A 19,028-nucleotide genomic window follows, 5' to 3' on the forward strand; every position below is an offset into this window, starting at 1 on the left:
GCAACCCGAATGGCTGTCGCAACCCGTATGAGGGAGAAAGACAATGCCGGACAAGAAAACCATCGAGAAGGCCCGAAAGGACAAGCGCGAGGGCAAATCGCCGAGCACACAGGCCGGCGAGTTCGTGCACGAGGAGATCGATAAAATCCGCCGCGGCGAGCACGGCGCGCGCTCGACGCAGCAGGCCATCGCCATCGGGCTTTCCGAGGCAAGACGCGCAGGCGTAGACCTGCCCCCGCCCAAAAAGGGCAAGGTGAAGGAGAGCACGCGCAAAAGCGCCGAATACGCCTATGAGGCCGGCCAGGGTCAACGCACGCCGAAACGCCGCCCGCGGGTGTCGAAAGCCGTCTCCAAGGTGCTCGAGCACGAGCCGAGGAGTACGGCGTCGCACGAGGCGCTGGCGCAGCAGGCCAAGCGTGCGGCCTCGCGCCGGACGGCTGAGGAGCGCTCGGCCGCTGCCAAGAAGGCCGCCGAGACGAAAGGCGCCAGCGGAAGGAAGGCGGCGGCGCAGAAGGCCGCCAGAACGCGCGCGCACCACGCATAGTTCAAAGACGGCAGTTCGCCTCCTGGAAATCCGATATGGCCCAAGCGACCGGTATCGAGATCTGCCCCGGCAGCGCGGGACAACGCCGCTGCCCAAGGCGAGCCTGCATCCGCGGGACAACATCGACTTCGAAATCACCGCTGACGAAACGGTGGCGCTGAACGAGCAATACTCGTCGCTCGCGATGCTGCCTGACGCGTGACACCGACCGGAGGTACACGGCGGCAAGGGCAGCGGGAGACCGGTCAGGAAAGCGCAGCCTGTTTCTTGAGCATGATGCGTATCGCCCATAACGCGGAGAACTCTGATCATGACCTCAGCTGCCAGCACGACAATGCCGCGAGACACCACTCAGACGAGACATATCGCTTTGCTCGGCGCGCCCTCTAATCTTGGGCTGATGCCGCAGGAGGGTGAGCCGGAGCCCGGCGTGTGGAAGGCGCCGGAGACACTTCAATCGCTTGGTCTCGCCGACCGTTTAGGCGCCGGTCCGTTGCGCTCGGTTCGGGCTCCGCCTTATCGGCCTGAGGTGGATCCTGCGACGGGCGTGCGCAATGCCCAGGCCCTGCGCCAGTATTCCAAGACGCTTGCCGAAGCGGTCGACGAGGAGCTGAACTCGGGAGGGTTCCTGCTCATGCTCGGCGGCGATTGCAGTGTGTTGCTTGGCCCTGCGCTCGCGCTACGGCGTCGTGGCCGCTACGGCCTTATCTTCTTCGATGGGCACACCGATTTCAAATTGCCGGATACCTCGCCGTCAAAGGGAGCCGCGGGCATGGATTTGGCCTTCGTGACCGGCCATGGCCCGACGCTCCTGACCGATTTCGGCGAGCACACTCCTTTGGTCCGTGAGGCCGACGTAGTCGCGTTTGGCTATCGCGATGTGCAGGACCCCGCGACTTACACGTCCAAGGCCGTCTTCGACACCGATGTTCACCGGATGGATTTGGCTGAAGTGCGGCGGCGCGGCTTCGCCGATGCGGCACGCATAGCGCTTGACGCGATCGCAGGGCAGGACATCGAGGGTGTATTCGTTCACTTCGATGTCAACGTGCTGGACAGCGAGATCATGTCGGCTGTCGATACGCCGGAGGCCGGCGGTGTCTTGCCCGACGAAGCTGTCGAAGCCCTTCGCACATGGTGCAACGATCCACGCGTGATTGGGATGGAGGTGACGATCTATGATCCCGACCGCGATCCGGATCGTCGCTGTGGCGAGCTGCTGATCGACATTCTGGTCGCTTCCCTTCGCGGCCGGTAGACCAATGGGAGTCCTGCACTTGTGCACAAATGCAATCCGCCGGCACGAATGGCCGTCGGTCTGACGGATCGCCGCGCGCACCCATTCTGTGGTGCTACCTCATCGGGAACCGTTCTCAACGAACATGGTTCGGAGTGTGCGACCGAAGCATTCGGCTTCTTCTACCCGGCTATCGCCAAGGAGATTCGCCATGACCGGCAAAACCCGTCCCACCGTCCTGATCACAGGCAGCAGCGGGTTTCTGGGCCAGGCCATCGCTCGCGGCTTGATGGAGCGCTACGACATCATCGGCCTTGATGTTGCCCGACGATCTTTGCCCGGCGTCGAGACGATCGAGATCGACCTTACCTCGGACGCGAGCGTGGCGAAGGCACTGGCCGAGGTACGCGAGCGGAGCGGCGGCCGCGTTGCCTCGGTGATCCATCTCGCGGCTTATTACGACACGACCGGCGAGGATAATCCGAAATACGGCGCGGTGACCGTCGAGGGAACGCGCCGGCTGCTGAACGCGCTGAGGGGGTTCGAGACGGAGCAGTTCGTGTTGTCGAGCACGCTGCTGGTGCATGCGCCGAGCCCGGCAAAGGGCGCCAGGATCGACGAGCGATCGCCGATCGATCCGGCCTGGGCCTATCCGAGATCGAAGGCCGAGACCGAGACGCTGATCCAGAAGGAGCACGGCGACATCAAGGTTGCGATCCTGCGACTGGCGGGTGTCTATGACGAGGATTGTCACGCGGCCTTCATCGCCCAGCAGATCGCCCGCATTTTCGAGCGCATGCCGACCGCCTATCTTTTCACCGGCGACATCACCACCGGCCGGCCCTACCTGCATCTGGACGATCTCGTCGACGCCGTGGTGCGCACCGTCGACCGGCGTAGCGCGCTTCCCAACGAGACCGTACTGCTGATCGGCGAAGAAGAGACGCCGTCCTACGACGAGATGCAGAAGCAGATCGGGCAGCTCCTGCATGGCGAAACCTGGCGGACCCTGTCCCTGCCAAAAGAGGTGACGAAGCTCGGCGCCTGGATGCAGGAGAAGGTTCTCGACCAGGAGTCCGACATCAAACCATGGATGATCGAGAACGCCGACGATCACTACGAGATCGACATCTCCCGCGCCAGGCGCCTGCTTGGCTGGAACCCGCGGCACAGCCTGACCGCTACCTTGCCGGAAATGATCCGGCGGCTGAAGGCGGATCCTACCGACTGGTATAAGAAGAACAAGCTTGAACCGTCGGCGGCCGCCGCTTCCGCGCCCGAGCTCGACCAGGCCGCCGAACGGCTGCAGCGCCCGCTCGAGCGCTCGGACGACGAGGTCGAGGCGGAAACCGAACGCCGCCGGGCCGCAACGCTCTGGGCGCCGCTGACCAACGTTGCGATCGGGCTGTGGCTCGTGGCGTCGCCCTTCACGCTCGGCCTGTTCGATCCCGCTTCAGCACCGATTCCGCCGGCGCTCGGACATGAGATCGCCTCGCCGGAGACGCGCGACGGCAGGCTCGGCATCAGTGAGATTGTATCCGGCCTCGCCATCCTGTCGCTGGCGCTCGTCGGCATGCGCCGGCGCTGGCACGGGCTGCAATGGATCACCGCCTCGATCGGGGTTTGGGTGATGTTCGCGCCGCTGCTGTTCTGGACCACCAGCGCCGGAGCCTACGCGACCGACACGTTGGCCGGCATGCTGATCGTCGCGTTCGCGGTGATGATCCCGCCGACGCCGGGTATCAGCCGGCGTGCCCTTGCCGCCGATGACGACCGCCCGCTCGGCTGGAGCTATTCGCCCTCCCTCTTCACCCAGCGCATTCCCATAATCGGCCTCGCCTTTGTCGGCCTGTTCGTCTCGCGCTATCTCGCTGCCTATCAGCTAGGGCACATCGACAGTCTTTGGGATCCGTTCTTCGGCCCGGGCGAAACGCCGGCCGGCAATGGCAGCGAGGCGGTGGTCACCTCCTGGGTCTCCAAGGGTTTTCCGATCGCCGATGCCGGGCTGGGCGCCTTCGCCTATGCGCTGGATATCCTCGCGGGCGCGATCGGCGACCGCCGCCGCTGGCGCACCATGCCATGGATGGTGCTGCTGTTCGGCTTGCTGGTCATCCCGCTCGGCGTGGTCAGCGTCGGCTTCATCATCATCCAGCCGCCGCTCATCGGGGCGCTGTGCACGCTCTGCATCGTCCAGGCTGCCGTCACGGTCGTGCTCATCCCCTATTCGGTCGACGAGGTGCTGGCGAGCTGCCAGTATCTTTGGCGTGCGAAACAGGCGGGAGAGCCGTTCTGGCGCACATTCTGGTGCGGCGGCCCGGCGCTTTCGGAGGACCAGACGCCGACGCCGGATCTCGACCGGCCGCTATCGGCAGTGGCGCGGGACTTCGTCACTGGCGGTGTGAATTTCCCCCGGACCCTTGTCGCCAGCACACTCGCCGGCGCCCTGCTGATGATCACGCCGCTTGTCTTCGGCACCAGCCCGCCGCTCTACTTCAGTGACCATGTCACCGGCTGCCTGGTCATCATGATCGCCGTTACGGCGATGGCCGAGGTGGCGCGCGCCGTCCGCTTTGTGAACATAGCGCTTGGAGCCTGGATCGCCCTCTCTCCGTTCATGCTCCCCGGCGGCGCGGCGGCGAGCCTCGCCAATCTGGCGATCGGAGCGCTGCTGGTCGGGCTCAGCCTGCCGCGCGGCACGCGCAGCGCTGCGCATTATGGCGGCTGGGACCGGGCCATCGTCTGAGAATGTTCGGCGGCGCAGGACGGTCGGCCAGGTGGCTGCAAAGATTGATCCGCATCAACCTGTCGAACACATCGAGCGGGAAGTCGGCGAAAGGCGCAAAGGCGGCCGTACCCTTCCAACTTGAATTTTCCGCGTATCTGCATTTCATAAGTCGGCAAATAAATTAGGGAGGAATTTCAACATGATAAAAGGGCAATTCTCTGCGCCGGCATCCTCGCCGCCGGTATGTGGGCCGCGTCGTCATCGGCGTCCGCCGAAAGCCTGACCATGTCTTGCGGCGTTGACGAGGTCTGGTGCCAGCAGACGGCGCGGGCGTTCGAGGAGAAGACCGGCATCACCGTCAATATGACCCGCAAGAGCGCTGGCGAATTCTATGCGCAATTGCGCGCCGAGGCCGCCAACCCAAAGGGAGACATCTGGTGGGGCGGAGCCGGCGATCCGCATCTGCAGGCAGCCGAGGAGGGCCTGACAGTGGAATACAAATCGCCGCTGCTCATGCGGGCCGGTTCTGATCAAAGCTTGAAGGATTGCACGCAGAGCTGGCGGACCTGGGCGAACACGCCGCTGCCGGCGCAAATCACCAGCGCGCCGTTTGCCAGCACCGTCTTTGGGTCGGGCTTGACTATAGTGCCGCCGGCTTCTTCCACCAGCAGCATGCCTGCCAGGCAATCCCAGGCGTTCATATGCTCTTCGACATAGCCGAGCAGCCTGCCGGCGGCCGCATAGGCGAGCATCAACGCGCCGGATGCGTTACGGAAAAACACGCCGCCCTGTGAAAACAGCAAACCGATGAGCGTTGCGACGTTCTGCATTTCGGCGCGGTTGGAAAAGCCGGTGCCCAACGAGCCGTCGGTCAGGCTGGTGGCCGCGCTTGCCCTGATCGGCTTGCCGTTGAGAAAAGCGCCGCCGCCCTTACGGCAATGGAACGTTTCGCCGGTAGAGGGCTCGTGGATGACACCCACGACAGTGTCGCCGTCCTTGGCGCAGGCGATGACCACACACCAGGCCGGAATGCCCCGCACGAAATTCGCGGTGCCGTCGATCGGATCTATCACCCAGACATGCCCGCTAGATCCGGTGACCGAGGCATGCTCCTCGCCGACAATTCCATCGGTCGGGTAAGCGGCTTTCATTGCCGCACGGATGAACAGCTCGACCTCGCGGTCAGCCTGCGAGACCATGTCCTGATGACCTTTGTTCTCGATGGCGAGGCTGTCGAGGTCGCGAAAATACTTCAGGCCGAGCGCGCCGGCGCGCCGCGCGAGATCGATGGCGAACTGTTCGCGCGTTGCTGTGTCGGGTGTCATGAGATCCTTGGGATGGCGAATGTGATCTGAGGAAAATACCCCAGCCAAAGAAGCTTAGCGGTGAAGATAAGAGCGTGCAAATGACGAGCCCTGCCTTTTGCAGGGCGGCCCCGAGGCCGACCGGTCTTCCATGCGCCCGACAGCGACAGTCGCGCTCATACGGGTCCGGGTCATGTCGCCTTCGATATAGATGATCTGGCCGGTCATGAAGCTCGACGCGTCGGAAACCAGGAAGATCGCAGCACCGCCCAGTTCATCGACCTCGCCCACCTTGCCAGCGGCCGACCAATGCCACGGCTTGCCGGCGATAAACGCCTATCCCCGCCAGACATCTTCGCGGCGCAGATCGTCCATCGCGCGCGAAATGCCTTCGCGCAGGATCGACACCATATCGTCGATCTACTGGCGCTTGATGATTAATGGCGGCGACATCACGCACATGTTGATCAGTAGCCGGACCAACAGGCCGAGCTCGTGGCAATGCGCGTCGATGCCGGTCGGCACCTCGATCCGCCTCGCTTATGACCCTGAGGCTCTGCTGGCGATAACCTGAATAATTTTTTGCGCAGCAGTGCGACCGGCGACGATCGCGCCCTCGACATAGCCCGGAAATGACGGCGACAGCTCCGACGAGGCAAAATGCACCGGCGGGGCGCCCGCCCGGATAATGCATTCGGCATCCGTTGCCGCCGCATCGACGATCGAATCGCTGTAACCGCCGCCGCTCCAGTGATCCCCGGTCCAGTCGCGATGGCTGAGATCGGTGACGCCGGCCGCCTCGATACCGAGCGCATCTTGCAGCTTTGATGTCACCGTTGCGCGTAGCGCCGCGCTGTCCATATCCCGCCAGCGCTGCGCCAGCGGCCCGCCGATGAAGACGACAAGTGCTGCATGATCCTCGTCCTTGCTGGCATCGCAGGCAAAAAGTCCGTGCGGCTCCCGCCACATCACCATGCCGCTCAAGCCCCTGTCGCGCCAGAAAGCCTTGGGATAGCGCACCAGCATTTTGATCACCGCGCCGCTTTGCCAGACGCCGAGGGCTCTCTCCAGCGCAGCCGGCAGCGGCGGCACGAAATCCACTCTCGAGGCCATCATCGGCGGTAGCGCGACCAGTACCGCTCGTGCCTCGGTCACGCCGGCAGGCGAAACGACGCGAACCCCTCCCGGCCCGTGCTCAATGGCCTTGACAGCTATATTCAGCCGCAGTCGATCGCCGAGATCCCGCGCAAGATCATCCGCCAGCGAATGCATGGTTTCGCCCACGAAATACTGCAATTCCGACACCTCATTGGTGATGCGGCGATCATTGTCGATCAAGTACCAAAGCGGCAGCGTTTCCATTGCCAGGCACCACAGGCCCTCGATCATCGACCGAAAGGCGGCCTTGGCATCGTCGGGATCGTTCTGGCGATCGAGCCATGCCGCGACTGTCAAGCCGGCGATGGCCGGGTCGGTCGGTGCGATCGCGTTCATCCGCTCGCGCATTCGCATCGCGGTGCCGTAAGTGCGCCCGGCTTGCGCCTCGCTCATTCGCGGCTGTGTGACGAATTCGCCTGCGACATGGGTCTCGACCAATGTCTTGCCGCGCGCTCGCACCAGCGCCATTAATTCCGGCATGTCTTCGCACAAGAACTGGCCGCCGCTGTCGATCCGCTCGCCGAGCCCGTTCTGCACGGCTTCGACGCGGCCGCCGACACGGTCGCGGGCTTCGAGCAGCACGACATCGATGCCGGCGTGGTTCAATTCACGCGCGGCCGACAGGCCGGTGAAGCCGGCGCCGACGATGGCCACATCGGCTCGTTCGATCTTGAACTTCATTGGCCGGCCTTGATCTTCTCGAATGTCAGGCGCCGGATCATTGTCTTCATTGCTGGTCCACCCTCTTTTTGATGGTTCATGCCGGCCTGGCACCGCGGGCTGCTGAGTTCGGATAGTGCTTGGGGAATGCCGCAGACAGGAACTCGTTCGCGGCCTGCAGCGCCGTCTCGCGTGTGGCGTCCTCGGTGCCCATCATCAAATGCAGCCACAGACCATCCAGCATGGCGCTGAGCGCCAGCGCCATGACTTGCGGCTCATAGGCATAGAAGCCGCTCTGCTTGAGCGCCGCGCAAAGATCGACGAATATGTTCTGGTAGACGGCATCACGTGCGCTGCTCAGCGCCTGATATTTCGGTCGCGATTTGGCCTCGCCCCAGAAGGCACACCAAGCAGCCAGCTTGCGCTTGTTGCAGATCGAGCGGTTGAAATCGGCTGCCACCAATGCCTGCAGCTGGCGGGCGGGATCATCGCCGGCCCTTTGCAAGGCGCTGCGCCAATGCGCCGAATACTCGTCATGCATGTATTGCAAAGTGGCGACGAGCAGCTTCTCCTTGCTCTCGAAATGGAAATTGACGATGCCGCGCGACAGGCCGGCGCCGTCGGCGACGTCGGCCATAGTCGTTTCCGAATAACCGCGCTTGGCCAATGAATCGATAGTCGCTTCGATCAGTTGAACCTGCCTTGTCTCTTTCGACGCTTTGCGGCCGCGCTTTTCGGAATCGCTTTTTCGCGCCGGTTCGAGGAGGGCTTCGCGCGCCTCTGTTGTCTTCATCGGGGTGATGGTCTCCAGCATCGCCGGCTAGCCGACCGGCATCGGCCGCGAAGATCAGTGGGACGGTGTTTGCCACTGTCAAGCACCTTCTGCATGGCTGCCCATATTCGAATGTTCTCGTCGAGATTGCATCCTTGGATAAAACGTCGTCGAAGGCATCCGTCGGCGAAAGGCAGCGATCCCGGCGATGGAGACCAGATCAGCGCCGCCGAGCCCGCCTGCAGCGGACCTTGGGTCGAGATCTACGCCGGGCGCGAGCTGCAATATCAAAAGCTGCTGAAGCGTGCCAAACTGGTGCCGCGGCTGGTCGTCAGGCTCGGCCGCCGCACTGCCAATCCGCCTGCGGATTTCTAAATATGGCCGACGACACCGACAGTCCCAAACTCGCCGCCGAAGCCGCCGAACAGTGGCAGCTGATCAACACACCGCTCGGCGAAAAATGGTCGGGCCGCACCCGCTATGCTGCGGCCATGTTCTTCTACAAACGCGGTGAGATGAGCGCTGAAACGCTGGAGGCCTACCGTATTTGTGCCAGGCTGGATTCGACCGATCCGCTGCCGATCATCCGCGACCGCGGCATTGGCCAGGACTGGCTTAAACGCATGGGTTTCGAATAGTCGGCCTCCAAATCGCATTCCGGTCAAGCCGGCATCACCCGCTTAGCCGATGGTCTTTTCCAGCATGCCGAGCCAGTTGCGATAGGCGATCTTCTCGATCAGCGCGCGCCCGAAGCCGCGAGCCGCGAAAGCGTCGAGCAATCTTGGCAGGCCGGCAACGTCGCCTATCACGGCCGGGATCATGGCGCCGTCGAAATCCGAGCCCAGGCCGACGCCGTCTTCGCCCAGCGCCTGCAGCAGCGAATCGACATGGCGCACCATGATGTCGAGACTGGTGTCGGCGTTCATCCTGCCGTCCTCACGCAGGAACCCGGTGGCGAAATTCAGCCCGACCATGCCGCCGGAGTCGCGGATCGCGCCGAGCTGCCATTCGGTGAGGTTGCGCGAATGGCCGCAGATCGCGTGCACGTTGGAATGGGTCGCGACCAGCGGTGCGTCGCTGATCTCGACGACGTCGCGGAAACCTTTTTCGTTGAGATGCGAAAGATCGATCATGATCTTCAGCTGGTTGCAGGCTTTCACCAGCGCCTTGCCGGCATCGGTCAGCCCCGGCCCTGTATCGGGCGACGACGGGAAACGGAACGGCACGCCGTGGCCGAAGGCATTGGGACGGCTCCAGACGATACCGAGCGAGCGCAGGCCGGCTGCGTGGAGGACATCGAGCAGGGTGAGCTCAGGGTCGATCGCCTCGACCCCTTCGATGTGGAAGACCGCCGCGATCGAGCCTTGCGCCATCGCCTTCCTCACATCGCCGGCGGTGCGGCAGACAGTGAGCGCCGAAGCCCGCTCCAGCCTGAACAGGATCGAGGCCATCGCTATGGTGGAGTTGAGCGCATCGGCGCGCGGAACCTCGGGCGGCATGGGCTCGCTGTCGCTCGGCGCCAGCGGCACCGCGCCGCGCTTGGATTTCTCGACAGGCGGCGGGAAGATCGCGAACATGCCGCCGGCAAATCCGCCTTTCTTCGCGCGCGGCAGGTCGATGTGGCCACTCGGCGTCCCCTCGACGAACAGCTTTTCGACGTCCGCATCCTTCGACTGGTAGAGCCTGAGCAGCGTGTCGTTGTGGCCGTCGAAGACGGGAATGAGATCGGATTCGGTCATGGAGGGCCATTCGGTTGAAGTGGTCGGGCCGCGGAGGGCGAGCCGGTTGTTGCCAATACTTAGGCAAGGCGAGCGCTCTGCGCAAATCCCGCATGTTTGCCTTATGTTTGTACGCCGCCAATGGTCGAAGCGGCACGCGGTAAAGCCGCGCACCCTTTGTCCTGTCATTCATCGAGGGGCAGTCTCTTACCGCTTCAGCACGTCCGCCCATTCCGGATGGCGGCGGAACTGAGCATTGGCGAACGGGCAAAGCGGGATGATCGTCTTGCCCGCCGCACGTGCATCCTCGACGGCACGGGTGACGAGGCGAAGTCCCGCGCCCTGGCCGCGAAATGCATCCGGCACTTCGGTATGGTCGATGATGATCTGGTGCTCGCCGACCTTGGTGAAGGTCATCTCCGCCTCGGCGCCGCTCGGCCCACGCAGGAAGTAGCGGCCCTTCGAGCCGCGGTCCTCCAGCTCGATCTCCGGCAATAGGTCAGACATGGCTTGCGGTCCTTTCATCCGGCGCTACGGCGAACAACTGCCGCGCCGCCTCGATCTCGCTCGGCCGCACCTCATGGCCGCCGTCATGCCACTCGACTGTGACATCGGCACCATCGGCGCGCAAATAGGCTTCAAGCCGCGCCGTCAAATCAGGCGGACAGATCGGGTCTCGCCTGCCGGCGGTGACCAGGATGCGGCTGCCGTCAAGGCTGCCCTTGACCTCCGGCTCGAACGGGATCAGCGGATGCATCAGCACCGTTGAGTCGAACAGCGAGGGTTCGGCAAACAGCACCGAGGCCAGGATGTTGGCGCCGTTGGAATAACCGAGGCCTAGCACCAAAGATGGCTTTGCCGCCTCGACATGTGCCTTGACGAAGCCGGCCATCTTGTCCGTCGCTCGCGTGAGATCGCCCATGTCGTAAACGCCCTCGCCGGTACGGCGAAAGAAGCGTGCGGCGCCTTGTTCCGAGACATCGCCGCGCGGGCCGACGATCGTCGCTTGCGGCGCAAGATCGCGCCCAAGCGACAGAAGCTGATCCTCGTCACCGCCAGTGCCATGGAAGACGAAGAGCAACGGTCCGCCCAGCGAACCGGGCAGCACCTTGTGAATATACGAATCCTTGCTCATAACCCTGCCCTCAGTCTTCCAGTTTCTGCAGATGCTGCTCGAGATAGGGCCGCAAATGCTGGTGTTGCGACGGCAGTTTCAGCGCCTCGCCGAGATGGGCGGTATCCTCGTCGCGGTCGAAGCCCGGCTCGTTGGTGGCGACTTCGAACAGCACGCCCCCCGGTGTGCGGAAGTAGATCGCCCAGAAATAATCGCGGTCGATCACCGGCGTCACCTGATAACCTGTATCGAGGAGTGCCTTGCGCACTTCGATCTGCTTGACGCGGTTCTCGACGGCGAAAGCAACATGGTGGACCGAGCCGGCGCCGAGATTGGCGAAGCCGGCCCCTGGCAGCGATTCGATATGGACGACGTCGGCGCCGTTGCCGTTCTTCACCGCCAGCCGCCTGATGTTGCCGGACTTGTCGACCTCCTCATAACCCATGAATTTCAGCAGCTCTTCGGTGGCGCCGCCATCTTTCAGCCTGAGCGACACCGAGTGAAAGCCGCGGATCGCCACGTCGGTGGGAATGCCACCCTTGGCCCATGGCGCACGGTTGTCCGCTCTGTCTTCGACCAGCGCAAACCCGTCGCCGTCGGGACCGGCGAACGCAAGACGCTTCTCGCCGAACGTCTCCTCATGGGACAGCCCGGTGACGCCTTGGTCGGCAAACCGTTTCTCCCAATAGCCGAGCGTGCCCTCAGGCACCGAGTAAGCGGTGGTGCCGACCTCGCCAACGCCATGGCGGCCCTTGCCGATGTTTGGAAACGGGAAATAGGTCATCACCGAGCCGGGTGTGCCGACCTCGTCGCCGTAATAGAGGTGGTAGACATCGGGTGCGTCGAAATTGACGGTTTTCTTGACCCGCCGCAGACCGAGCGTCCCGGTGAAGAATTCATTGTTCTGGCGCGCATCGCTGGCCATCGAGGTGACGTGATGCAGGCCCTTGACCTGGTCGAGCATGTTTCTGCTCCTTTCCTTGTGCCGGTGCGGCCCTTGCCGCTGTCCACGCAAATATGAGCATCCGCCTCCTGGCCGCAAAGGCGGCAAACACAGAATGGACTGTGCTGTTAAAGTGAACGACGAAGCAGGTTTTGTTCACCATTCGGCAAACTGGACCGGCTTGCATACTCGCCGAAATTGCGCTCCATGAGCGACGCATGTAGCCAGCATGAGGATACAGCGGTTGAGTGGAAAACGCCCCAATATTCTCCTGATCACCTGCGACCAGTGGCGGGGCGACTGCCTGTCAGCTGCTGGCCACAAGGTGGTAAGGACACCGAATGCCGACGCGCTGGCTGCCGAGGGCGTTTTGTTCCAGAAGCACTATGGCGGCGCCGCACCTTGCTCGCCGGCGCGCGCCTGCCTCTACACCGGCCTCTACCAGATGAACAATCGTGTCTGCCGCAACGGCACACCGCTCGACGCCCGCCACGGCAACATAGCCCTCTGGGCACGCGCCCTCGGCTATGATCCGACGCTGTTCGGTTATACCGACATGGCGCGCGACCCGCGCACGCTGGCGCCTGGCGACCCGCAGCTGAAAAGCTATGAAGGCGTGCTGCCCGGCTTCACCGTGCGCCAGCTTCTGCCCGAGCACCAGAAGCCCTGGCTGTCATGGCTCAAGGCGCGCGGCGTCGATGCCGGCGCCGGCTCCCCCGCCATTCACCGCCCGGCGGGCGAAATCCTGGAAAACGACGGCGCGATCAGCAACGGTCCGCCAATCTATTCGAAGGACGAGACGCCGTCGGCCTTCCTGGCCGGCGAATTCATCCGCTGGCTCGGCGAGCAGGAGCGCGATGCCCCGTGGTTCGCGCATCTTTCCTTCATCAGCCCCCACCCGCCCTTCATCGTGCCGGCGCCTTACAACGCCATGTACAATCCGGCCATCGGTCCAGCTTTTGACCGCGCGGAAAGCTGGCAGGCCGAAGCAGCAAGCCACCCTTATCTCGCCTATGAACTTAGCCGGCAGGAACGGTCGAAATTCCGTCCCGGCTCGGAGGGCAAGGTGCGCGACTGGGGCGACGACAATTTTCGCCGCATCCGGGCGCTCTATTACGGCATGATCTCGGAGGTCGACGCGCAGCTTGGCCGTGTCTGGCAAGCGGTCAAGGCGGCCGATGCATGGGACGACACCGTCATCGTGCTGACCTCCGATCACGCCGAGATGATGGGCGATCATTTCATGCTGGGCAAGGGCGGCTTCTTCGACGGCAGCTTCCATATTCCGCTGGTCATTCGCGATCCGCGCCGCCACAAGGCGGCCGGCAGCAGTGTCGACCGCTTCACCGAGGCGGTCGATTTGGCACCCACCTTGGTCGAGCTCACTGGGCTCGAGCTCACTGGCGGCGAAGTCCTGCCGCATCTCGACGGCCGCTCGCTGGCGCCTTTCCTGGACGCAACGGAGCCGGACAATTGGCGCGATGCGGCGCATTGGGAGTTCGATTTCCGCTCGATTGCGGATGGTGATGCAGAACGCTATTTCGGCATCGGTCCGCGTCAGTGCAATCTCGCCGTCATCCGCACCCAAAAGTTCAAATATGTGAATTTCGGCGGCGGCCTGCCGCCCTTGCTCTTCGACCTGGAAAAAGATGCCGGCGAGCTGACCAACGTCGCTGACGACCCAGCCTATCTGCCGGTGCGGTTGGAATTTGCCGAGAAGTTGCTCGCCTGGCGGGCCGAGCATCTCGACCAATCTCTGGCGCTCGCCGAATTGACGGACAATGGCGTTGCCGGCCATGTCGCGGGCTTTCCCTCGACATAAACAAAGCCCGCGCCGTGGCCGGCGCGGGCTTCTCTGTCGGCCTGTGTGCTGCTTAGCGCATGATCATGCGCTGTTTGTCGCGATTTTGCGCATAGCTGGCCTTGTCATAGGGAGCCTGCGCCTCAAGCTGCTCCTTGGTGAAGTTCGTGTAGAGATAGCGCTTGCCGTTCTTGTCGGTCATGAATTTCAGGTTGTCCATGCCGACCGCCACCTCCTTCTCGCCGACGCCAAGGAAGCCGCCAACGTCGATGATGACTGCGTCGACCTTCTTGTCGCTGCCCAGCACGATATCGCCGATCTCGCCGACGTTGACATCGTTGGCGCCATAAACGGTGGTTCCAACCAGATCCTCGGCCCGGATTTCGCCCATCGGCATTTCGGTTAGCGTCGACTTGTCGATCGACCCGGTCTTGGTCTGGTCGGCCGTGGAATTAGCCGGAGGCGCCGCTGCCGGAGCGTTTTGAGCCGTCTTGCCGGCCTGGTCAGCGTTGTTAGTCGTTGCGGTGTTGTCGTTCGGCGCAGTGTTGCTGGCCATCACGGTGGGCGTGACGGTAGCAGGCGCATTGGCATCGTTCGACGCAGTGGTTGCCGGCGCCGGATCATAGGCCTTGCGGTTGAAGTCTGGCTGCGCCTGCAGCTCTTCCTTGGTCGTTTGCGCGACCAGCCAGCGATCGCCGTTCCTCTCGGCCCACTGCGCCTTGTCGAAGTCATAGGCGACGTTCTTTTCGCCGATGCCGAGGAAGCCGCCGACACCGATGATCAGCGATTGCGCCTTGGCTTCCTTGTTGATGACGATGTCGTTCACGTCACCGATGTTTTGGGCGTCGTCGCCGGTGCCGTTATAGACGGTCTCGCCGATGATATTGGTGGCGAGATTGCCTTCGGCGCGCTTCACTGGCTCAGCCGGCGCGGCAGGCGCCGGGGTTGTATTTTGCGCGCTGGTGGAAGGGGCGGCAGGCGCCGCATTATCCGCCGAAGCTGGTGGCGGAGTCGGATCGTAAGGCCTCCGGTCGAAATCCGGCTGAGCCGTCAACTCATCCTTCGTCGTTTGCGCTATCAGCCAACGGTCGCCATTTCTTTCGGCCCATTGCATCTTCTTGTAGTCGAAAACGACGTTCTTGGTTCCTATGCCAAGAAAACCGCCAACGCCGATGACGACGGATTTTACCTCGCCGCGCTCGTCGAAGACGACATCGGTGATCTTGCCGATATTCTCTGCATTGTCGCCGGTGCCGTTATAGACCGACTCGCCGATGATATTGGTGACAAGGCTGCCCTCGGCGCGTTGCACCGGAGCGGCTGGAGCGGAATTCTCTACGGCGGGTGGTTGCGCCGGCGCCGGGGTCGTCGCCGACTGCGCAAATGCACCCGTCGCAATCAATGTTGCGACTGCTGTCGTGGTTAAAAGGGTGCGGATCATCTTAGTGTCTCCTCGTCGGTGATTTCGTGCACGCCGTACCCGCCTGGCGTCACTGCGGGCGCAGCGTCTTCTGCATGTTCACAACGTTGTGACCACACTGTTGTTCCGAAAAAAGCCGTGGTGCACCCGGTGCGATGTCAATGGTTCTCGGATTCGCCGCGTTGGTCGAAAGGAACATTTTCTCGGCCGCCCCGTTCCACCCGGCTGGGGCTCCGTCCCGGCCCGATAGGTGCTGGAAAATGGAACGGCCATGCGGTTTGCAGCGGTGCTGAACAAGGACGGGGGCACCCTGCGCACCATCGATCTTGAGGCCTTCGCCAGTCGGATGCGCAGCACCCTTGAGAGTGCCGGCCACTCGATTGATATCGAAATCGTCGCCGGCAAGGATATCGTCGCCACGCTGGACGGCGTAGCTTCCAGGCGCGGCATCGACGTCCTGCTGGCTGGCGGCGGCGACGGCACCATTTCGGCCGCGGCAGCCCGTTTGATGAATGGGGAGAAGGCGCTGGCAATTCTGCCGGCTGGCACAATGAACCTTTTTGCGCGCGGCCTCGGTATCCCGCAGACCCTCGATGCGGCACTGAAATCGTTTGCCGACGGCGAGGTGATGGCAATTGACATTGCAACAGCCAACGGCCGGCCTTTCGTACATCAATTCTCGATCGGCATGCACGCCAAGATGGTGCAACTGCGCCAGAAGATGGAATTCGGCTCGCGGCTGGGGAAGATGCGTGCCTCGGTGCGGGCCGCTTGGGCAACGATCAACAACCCGCCGGCCATGAACGTAACGCTGACGGTCGGTGAGGCCGAGATCAGAACGCGGATCACCGGCATCGGCATCACCAACAATCTGTTCGGCGAGGGCCACCTGCCCTATGCCGATAATCCGGCAGGCGGCGTGCTGGGCATCTATGTCACCGTGGCAAGGCGGCGCGGCGAATTGATCAGGTTCCTCTTTGACGTCGCCCGTGGGAAATGGCGCGGCAACGAGCATGTCGAAATCCATCAGGCAAACCGCGCCGTTTTGAAAATCCATTCGACTAACAGGAAAGTTCAGGCCGTCATGGACGGCGAACTGGTAAAGCTCGATCGCGAGACGACCGTCGAAATCCATCCGCGCGCGTTGAATGTTCTCGTCCCGGCGCGCGCTGTCGAGGCAAAGGTTGCCTGACGTGGGATGCGTGATGTGGGGTTGCGTGATGCAAACTGGCGCGAGCGATGGAGAGAACCTAGCCGCTGGGCGTGTTGCCCTGTTCGGTCTTCGGCGTCTCGATCATCCAGCCGTAGATTTCGGCGACGCCCCAGGCGATAAAAGCCAGCAACAGCGCGGCGATCAGGATACGAAGGACATGCCGACCCCGCCGCCCTTGACGGGCTTTGTTTTCAGGAATGGTTTTTGGCATTGTCTGGCTCCATATTTGGCGCCGGCAGGCGTAACTGGCGGGGCGTTGGCTGGTAACGGTCCCCCGCCGCGAAAGTTCCGGCACTGCAAGGCGGCAGACGGGCCGGTTGGCCTGACCAATCAGCGGAGCCGGCCACCGGGGGCATAGTGGACGACAATAGCCAGAACACGCCGGGCCTGCCGGCCGATATTCGCCGTGTGGTGGGCGCCGCGGACCGTCTTGCCGTGCTGCACGGCCTCGACACGCTGGACGGGGCTGCCGACCCTGATTTCGATCGTATCGGCGGTCTTGCCGCTTCGGCGATGCAAACGTCTGTCGCACTGATCACGCTGGTCGATGCCGAGCGGCAGTGGTTCAAGTCCTGTATCGGCCTCGACGAGACCGAAATCGCAACCGAGACATCGTTCTGCGCCTATACCATCGCAGCCGGCGACGTGCCGATGGTGGTGGCCGACGCGGCGGCGGATCCGCGGTTCAAAGCCATCCGCTGGTCACCGGCGAGCATCATATCCGCTTTTACGCAGGCGTGCCCATCGTAGTCGACGGCGCGCTGATCGGCACGCTGTGCGTGCTCGACCGGAAGCCGCACGCACGTCCCTCCTCTGTCCAGCTCGACCAGCTGTCGGCGCTGGCCGGCCTCGCCGCCAGCCTGTTCACGCTGAAGGATGCAACCCGCAGTGCGGCGATTGCCAAGGCAGCACTGGTTCGAGAGGAAAAGCGGCGCGCTATCGCGCTCGACGCGGCTTCGCTTGCCAGCTGGGCATGGGATATCCGCAGCGATATGATCGACTGCGATGTCCTGCTGTCCGAATTGTTCAACCTGCCGAAGTCGAACAGGCTGAGGGCGCGCGACATCCTGACCGCCATCGACCCGCGCGACGTTCACCAGACCGAAACACGCTTTCGCGACGCGCTGACCGGCAGCGACGATTATTTTGGCGAATACCGTGTCAAAGGCCTCGATCCGCCGCGATGGATCGCAACACGCGGCCGCGTCATAGAACGCGACGGCGATGGCAAGCCGACGCTGATCTTCGGCGTCAACTACGACATTACCGAACGCAAGCTTGGCGACGAACGTCAACGACTGTTGCTGCGCGAGCTCAATCACCGCGTCAAGAACACTTTGGCAACCGTACAGGCGCTGGCGACGCAGACCGTTCGCCATGCCCGCCAGCCAAGCGAATTCCTCGAAGCCTTCAGCGCCAGGCTGCAGGCACTGGGCGTTGCGCACAGCCTGCTGTCGGACCGCGAGTGGCGCGGCATCGGCATCCGCGAGCTGGTGGAGATCGAGCTAAAGCCGTTCCAAGCCGCCGGACAATCGCGCATGGCGATCTCCGGCGCCGATGTCCTGCTCTCACCCGACCAGGCAGTCGGGCTCGGGCTGATCCTGCATGAACTGGCAAGCAATGCACTGCAATACGGGTCGCTCTCGGTTTCCTCCGGAAAGGTCGATCTCGATTGGAGGGTACAAGGCAGGAAGGGCGCACGCCGTCTGTTGCTGGCCTGGCGCGAAAGCGGCGGCCCGCGGGTTGCGCCGCCCGAACGCCATGGCTTCGGCTCGATCCTGATCCGCCGCAGCCTGGCCAAGGTCATTTCCAGCGAGGTGATCCATGAATTCCGGCCGGACGGCGTGGTCGCGGAAATATCGATTCCGCTCGAAGATTTGTGATTTTGCGACCGGCGCCAGAATCGTTTGCCCCGAACTATCCCCTCCGAACTATTCACGTTTGCCGGTATCCGGATCATCGGAGCCGCGCTTCACGTTCTCGCGGTAGATGGCGTAGGCAGCGAGTGCTATCGCCGGGCCGAGAATCGCGCTCAGTCTGGCCTTTCCCGGGCCATCTTTGCCCTTGAGCAGCGCCGGCAGCACGGCGAGTGCCGCAGTGATGCCGATAGCCTTCATGTCAGCGTTGCGTCGCTTCGCCCGGCGCCTGGCGCGCGAGCCGGCCGACATCCGGTAGACGAGCAGGATGAGACCGGCGATTGCGAGAAAGCCGATCCCGAAGCTCAGGGAAGCTGCCATCGGCCCATAGCGGGCCGCCGTCCAGATATAGGCCGCCCCGACCAGGAAGCCGAGGCCGCACAGCGCTACGACCGCTGCGACCGAATAGACAATTGCAGCCACACGCGCGCGTTGCACCGCCGCAATGGTTTCGCCCGAGGCGAGGCCCGAGATCAGCGATGCAAGCATTCCCATGCGTGCAG

At 63.2% G+C, this 19,028-nt stretch carries 18 protein-coding genes and 3 pseudogenes; 9 read left to right on the forward strand and 12 right to left on the reverse strand.

Features of this window, described 5'->3' with window-relative positions:
• The first annotated feature begins 43 nt into the window (after positions 1-43).
• From NKI72_RS15510 to NKI72_RS15525, 4 genes and pseudogenes are all read left to right on the forward strand, one after another.
• Positions 44-544 carry a DUF6496 domain-containing protein gene (locus NKI72_RS15510; protein WP_352850290.1) on the forward strand — a complete coding sequence of 167 codons (501 nt, stop codon included), beginning with the start codon at positions 44-46 and terminating at the stop codon, positions 542-544.
• Between the two features lie 370 nt (positions 545-914).
• Complete coding sequence (locus NKI72_RS15515) at positions 915-1,802, forward strand: arginase family protein (protein ID WP_352831440.1); 888 nt, start codon at positions 915-917, stop codon at positions 1,800-1,802.
• Between the two features lie 190 nt (positions 1,803-1,992).
• Positions 1,993-4,524 (forward strand): NAD-dependent epimerase/dehydratase family protein, encoded by a 2,532-nt coding sequence (locus tag NKI72_RS15520; RefSeq protein WP_352850291.1) that lies wholly within the window; start codon positions 1,993-1,995, stop codon positions 4,522-4,524.
• Between the two features lie 225 nt (positions 4,525-4,749).
• A pseudogene (locus NKI72_RS15525) lies at positions 4,750-5,016 on the forward strand (substrate-binding domain-containing protein); the annotation flags it as partial.
• A gap of 20 nt (positions 5,017-5,036) precedes the next feature.
• On the opposite strand, the gene NKI72_RS15530 reads toward NKI72_RS15525, so the two are convergent.
• The 5 genes and pseudogenes from NKI72_RS15530 to betI all read right to left on the reverse strand — a co-directional run bounded on the left by NKI72_RS15530 (position 5,037) and on the right by betI (position 8,442).
• Complete coding sequence (locus NKI72_RS15530; protein ID WP_352540227.1) at positions 5,037-5,831, reverse strand: inositol monophosphatase family protein; 795 nt, start codon at positions 5,829-5,831, stop codon at positions 5,037-5,039.
• A 54-nt stretch (positions 5,832-5,885) separates the two neighbouring features.
• Positions 5,886-6,101, reverse strand: a complete 216-nt coding sequence (locus NKI72_RS15535) for a hypothetical protein (RefSeq protein WP_352831437.1) — start codon at positions 6,099-6,101, stop codon at positions 5,886-5,888.
• A gap of 45 nt (positions 6,102-6,146) precedes the next feature.
• Positions 6,147-6,338, reverse strand: a pseudogene (locus NKI72_RS15540) (aspartate aminotransferase family protein); the annotation flags it as partial.
• A 12-nt stretch (positions 6,339-6,350) separates the two neighbouring features.
• Positions 6,351-7,649 (reverse strand): flavin monoamine oxidase family protein, encoded by a 1,299-nt coding sequence (locus NKI72_RS15545; RefSeq protein WP_352831435.1) that lies wholly within the window; start codon positions 7,647-7,649, stop codon positions 6,351-6,353.
• Positions 7,650-7,725: 76 nt separating this feature from the next.
• Positions 7,726-8,442, reverse strand: coding sequence for a transcriptional regulator BetI (gene betI / locus NKI72_RS15550; protein ID WP_502898552.1), 717 nt, complete (start codon positions 8,440-8,442; stop codon positions 7,726-7,728).
• A 72-nt stretch (positions 8,443-8,514) separates the two neighbouring features.
• Between betI and NKI72_RS15555 the strand changes: the two genes are divergently transcribed.
• Both NKI72_RS15555 and NKI72_RS15560 read left to right on the forward strand, forming a co-directional pair.
• Positions 8,515-8,775: a hypothetical protein gene (locus tag NKI72_RS15555; protein WP_352831459.1), complete on the forward strand. Its 261-nt coding sequence runs from the start codon at positions 8,515-8,517 to the stop codon at positions 8,773-8,775.
• Between the two features lie 2 nt (positions 8,776-8,777).
• Entirely contained in the window at positions 8,778-9,038 is a 261-nt protein-coding gene (locus tag NKI72_RS15560; RefSeq protein ID WP_352814978.1) for a hypothetical protein, read from the forward strand.
• A gap of 42 nt (positions 9,039-9,080) precedes the next feature.
• Here the strand turns inward: NKI72_RS15560 and NKI72_RS15565 are convergent, their stop codons facing one another.
• The 4 genes from NKI72_RS15565 to NKI72_RS15580 all read right to left on the reverse strand — a co-directional run bounded on the left by NKI72_RS15565 (position 9,081) and on the right by NKI72_RS15580 (position 12,196).
• Positions 9,081-10,139 (reverse strand): dipeptidase, encoded by a 1,059-nt coding sequence (locus NKI72_RS15565; RefSeq protein WP_352500772.1) that lies wholly within the window; start codon positions 10,137-10,139, stop codon positions 9,081-9,083.
• Between the two features lie 186 nt (positions 10,140-10,325).
• Positions 10,326-10,625: a GNAT family N-acetyltransferase gene (locus NKI72_RS15570; protein ID WP_352451160.1), complete on the reverse strand. Its 300-nt coding sequence runs from the start codon at positions 10,623-10,625 to the stop codon at positions 10,326-10,328.
• On the reverse strand, positions 10,618-11,253 hold the full coding sequence (locus NKI72_RS15575) for an alpha/beta hydrolase (protein WP_352821307.1): 636 nt from the start codon (positions 11,251-11,253) through the stop codon (positions 10,618-10,620). The genes NKI72_RS15570 and NKI72_RS15575 overlap by 8 nt, the downstream gene beginning before the upstream one ends.
• A gap of 10 nt (positions 11,254-11,263) precedes the next feature.
• The gene (locus NKI72_RS15580; RefSeq protein ID WP_352831431.1) at positions 11,264-12,196 is read right to left on the reverse strand and encodes a VOC family protein; all 933 of its coding nucleotides are present in this window, start codon (positions 12,194-12,196) and stop codon (positions 11,264-11,266) included.
• A 208-nt stretch (positions 12,197-12,404) separates the two neighbouring features.
• Here NKI72_RS15580 and NKI72_RS15585 point away from each other — a divergent pair, with 208 nt between their 5' ends.
• Positions 12,405-13,997, forward strand: coding sequence for an alkaline phosphatase family protein (locus tag NKI72_RS15585; protein WP_352831429.1), 1,593 nt, complete (start codon positions 12,405-12,407; stop codon positions 13,995-13,997).
• Between the two features lie 52 nt (positions 13,998-14,049).
• Here the strand turns inward: NKI72_RS15585 and NKI72_RS15590 are convergent, their stop codons facing one another.
• A complete protein-coding gene (locus tag NKI72_RS15590) occupies positions 14,050-15,417 on the reverse strand; it encodes a PRC-barrel domain-containing protein (RefSeq protein ID WP_352540232.1) in 1,368 nt (455 codons plus the stop codon).
• Between the two features lie 250 nt (positions 15,418-15,667).
• Here NKI72_RS15590 and NKI72_RS15595 point away from each other — a divergent pair, with 250 nt between their 5' ends.
• Entirely contained in the window at positions 15,668-16,588 is a 921-nt protein-coding gene (locus tag NKI72_RS15595) for a diacylglycerol/lipid kinase family protein (protein ID WP_352821302.1), read from the forward strand.
• Between the two features lie 58 nt (positions 16,589-16,646).
• On the opposite strand, the gene NKI72_RS15600 is transcribed toward NKI72_RS15595, so the two are convergent.
• Complete coding sequence (locus NKI72_RS15600; protein WP_292659198.1) at positions 16,647-16,820, reverse strand: hypothetical protein; 174 nt, start codon at positions 16,818-16,820, stop codon at positions 16,647-16,649.
• Positions 16,821-16,966: 146 nt separating this feature from the next.
• Here NKI72_RS15600 and NKI72_RS15605 point away from each other — a divergent pair.
• Positions 16,967-18,492: pseudogene (locus NKI72_RS15605) on the forward strand (sensor histidine kinase).
• Positions 18,493-18,540: 48 nt separating this feature from the next.
• On the opposite strand, the gene NKI72_RS15610 reads toward NKI72_RS15605, so the two are convergent.
• On the reverse strand, positions 18,541-19,020 hold the full coding sequence (locus NKI72_RS15610) for a hypothetical protein (protein WP_352540234.1): 480 nt from the start codon (positions 19,018-19,020) through the stop codon (positions 18,541-18,543).
• Between the last annotated feature and the right edge of the window lie 8 nt (positions 19,021-19,028).

The sequence above is a fragment of the Mesorhizobium sp. M0437 genome, assembly GCF_040321335.1.
Lineage (GTDB): Bacteria > Pseudomonadota > Alphaproteobacteria > Rhizobiales > Rhizobiaceae > Mesorhizobium.

Excerpts from the sequence above, each read along its gene's own strand:
- NKI72_RS15585 (WP_352831429.1), top strand. The coding sequence starts at position 12,405 with ATGAGGATACAGCGGTTGAGTGGAAAACGCCCCAATATTCTCCTGATC.
- NKI72_RS15570 (WP_352451160.1), bottom strand. The coding sequence starts at position 10,625 with ATGTCTGACCTATTGCCGGAGATCGAGCTGGAGGACCGCGGCTCGAAG.
- NKI72_RS15580 (WP_352831431.1), bottom strand. The coding sequence starts at position 12,196 with ATGCTCGACCAGGTCAAGGGCCTGCATCACGTCACCTCGATGGCCAGC.
- NKI72_RS15555 (WP_352831459.1), top strand. The coding sequence starts at position 8,515 with ATGGCTGCCCATATTCGAATGTTCTCGTCGAGATTGCATCCTTGGATA.
- NKI72_RS15530 (WP_352540227.1), bottom strand. The coding sequence starts at position 5,831 with ATGACACCCGACACAGCAACGCGCGAACAGTTCGCCATCGATCTCGCG.
- NKI72_RS15600 (WP_292659198.1), bottom strand. The coding sequence starts at position 16,820 with ATGCCAAAAACCATTCCTGAAAACAAAGCCCGTCAAGGGCGGCGGGGT.
- NKI72_RS15575 (WP_352821307.1), bottom strand. The coding sequence starts at position 11,253 with ATGAGCAAGGATTCGTATATTCACAAGGTGCTGCCCGGTTCGCTGGGC.
- NKI72_RS15520 (WP_352850291.1), top strand. The coding sequence starts at position 1,993 with ATGACCGGCAAAACCCGTCCCACCGTCCTGATCACAGGCAGCAGCGGG.
- NKI72_RS15565 (WP_352500772.1), bottom strand. The coding sequence starts at position 10,139 with ATGACCGAATCCGATCTCATTCCCGTCTTCGACGGCCACAACGACACG.
- NKI72_RS15545 (WP_352831435.1), bottom strand. The coding sequence starts at position 7,649 with ATGAAGTTCAAGATCGAACGAGCCGATGTGGCCATCGTCGGCGCCGGC.
- betI (WP_502898552.1), bottom strand. The coding sequence starts at position 8,442 with ATGCTGGAGACCATCACCCCGATGAAGACAACAGAGGCGCGCGAAGCC.
- NKI72_RS15510 (WP_352850290.1), top strand. The coding sequence starts at position 44 with ATGCCGGACAAGAAAACCATCGAGAAGGCCCGAAAGGACAAGCGCGAG.
- NKI72_RS15595 (WP_352821302.1), top strand. The coding sequence starts at position 15,668 with ATGCGGTTTGCAGCGGTGCTGAACAAGGACGGGGGCACCCTGCGCACC.
- NKI72_RS15590 (WP_352540232.1), bottom strand. The coding sequence starts at position 15,417 with ATGATCCGCACCCTTTTAACCACGACAGCAGTCGCAACATTGATTGCG.
- NKI72_RS15560 (WP_352814978.1), top strand. The coding sequence starts at position 8,778 with ATGGCCGACGACACCGACAGTCCCAAACTCGCCGCCGAAGCCGCCGAA.
- NKI72_RS15610 (WP_352540234.1), bottom strand. The coding sequence starts at position 19,020 with ATGGGAATGCTTGCATCGCTGATCTCGGGCCTCGCCTCGGGCGAAACC.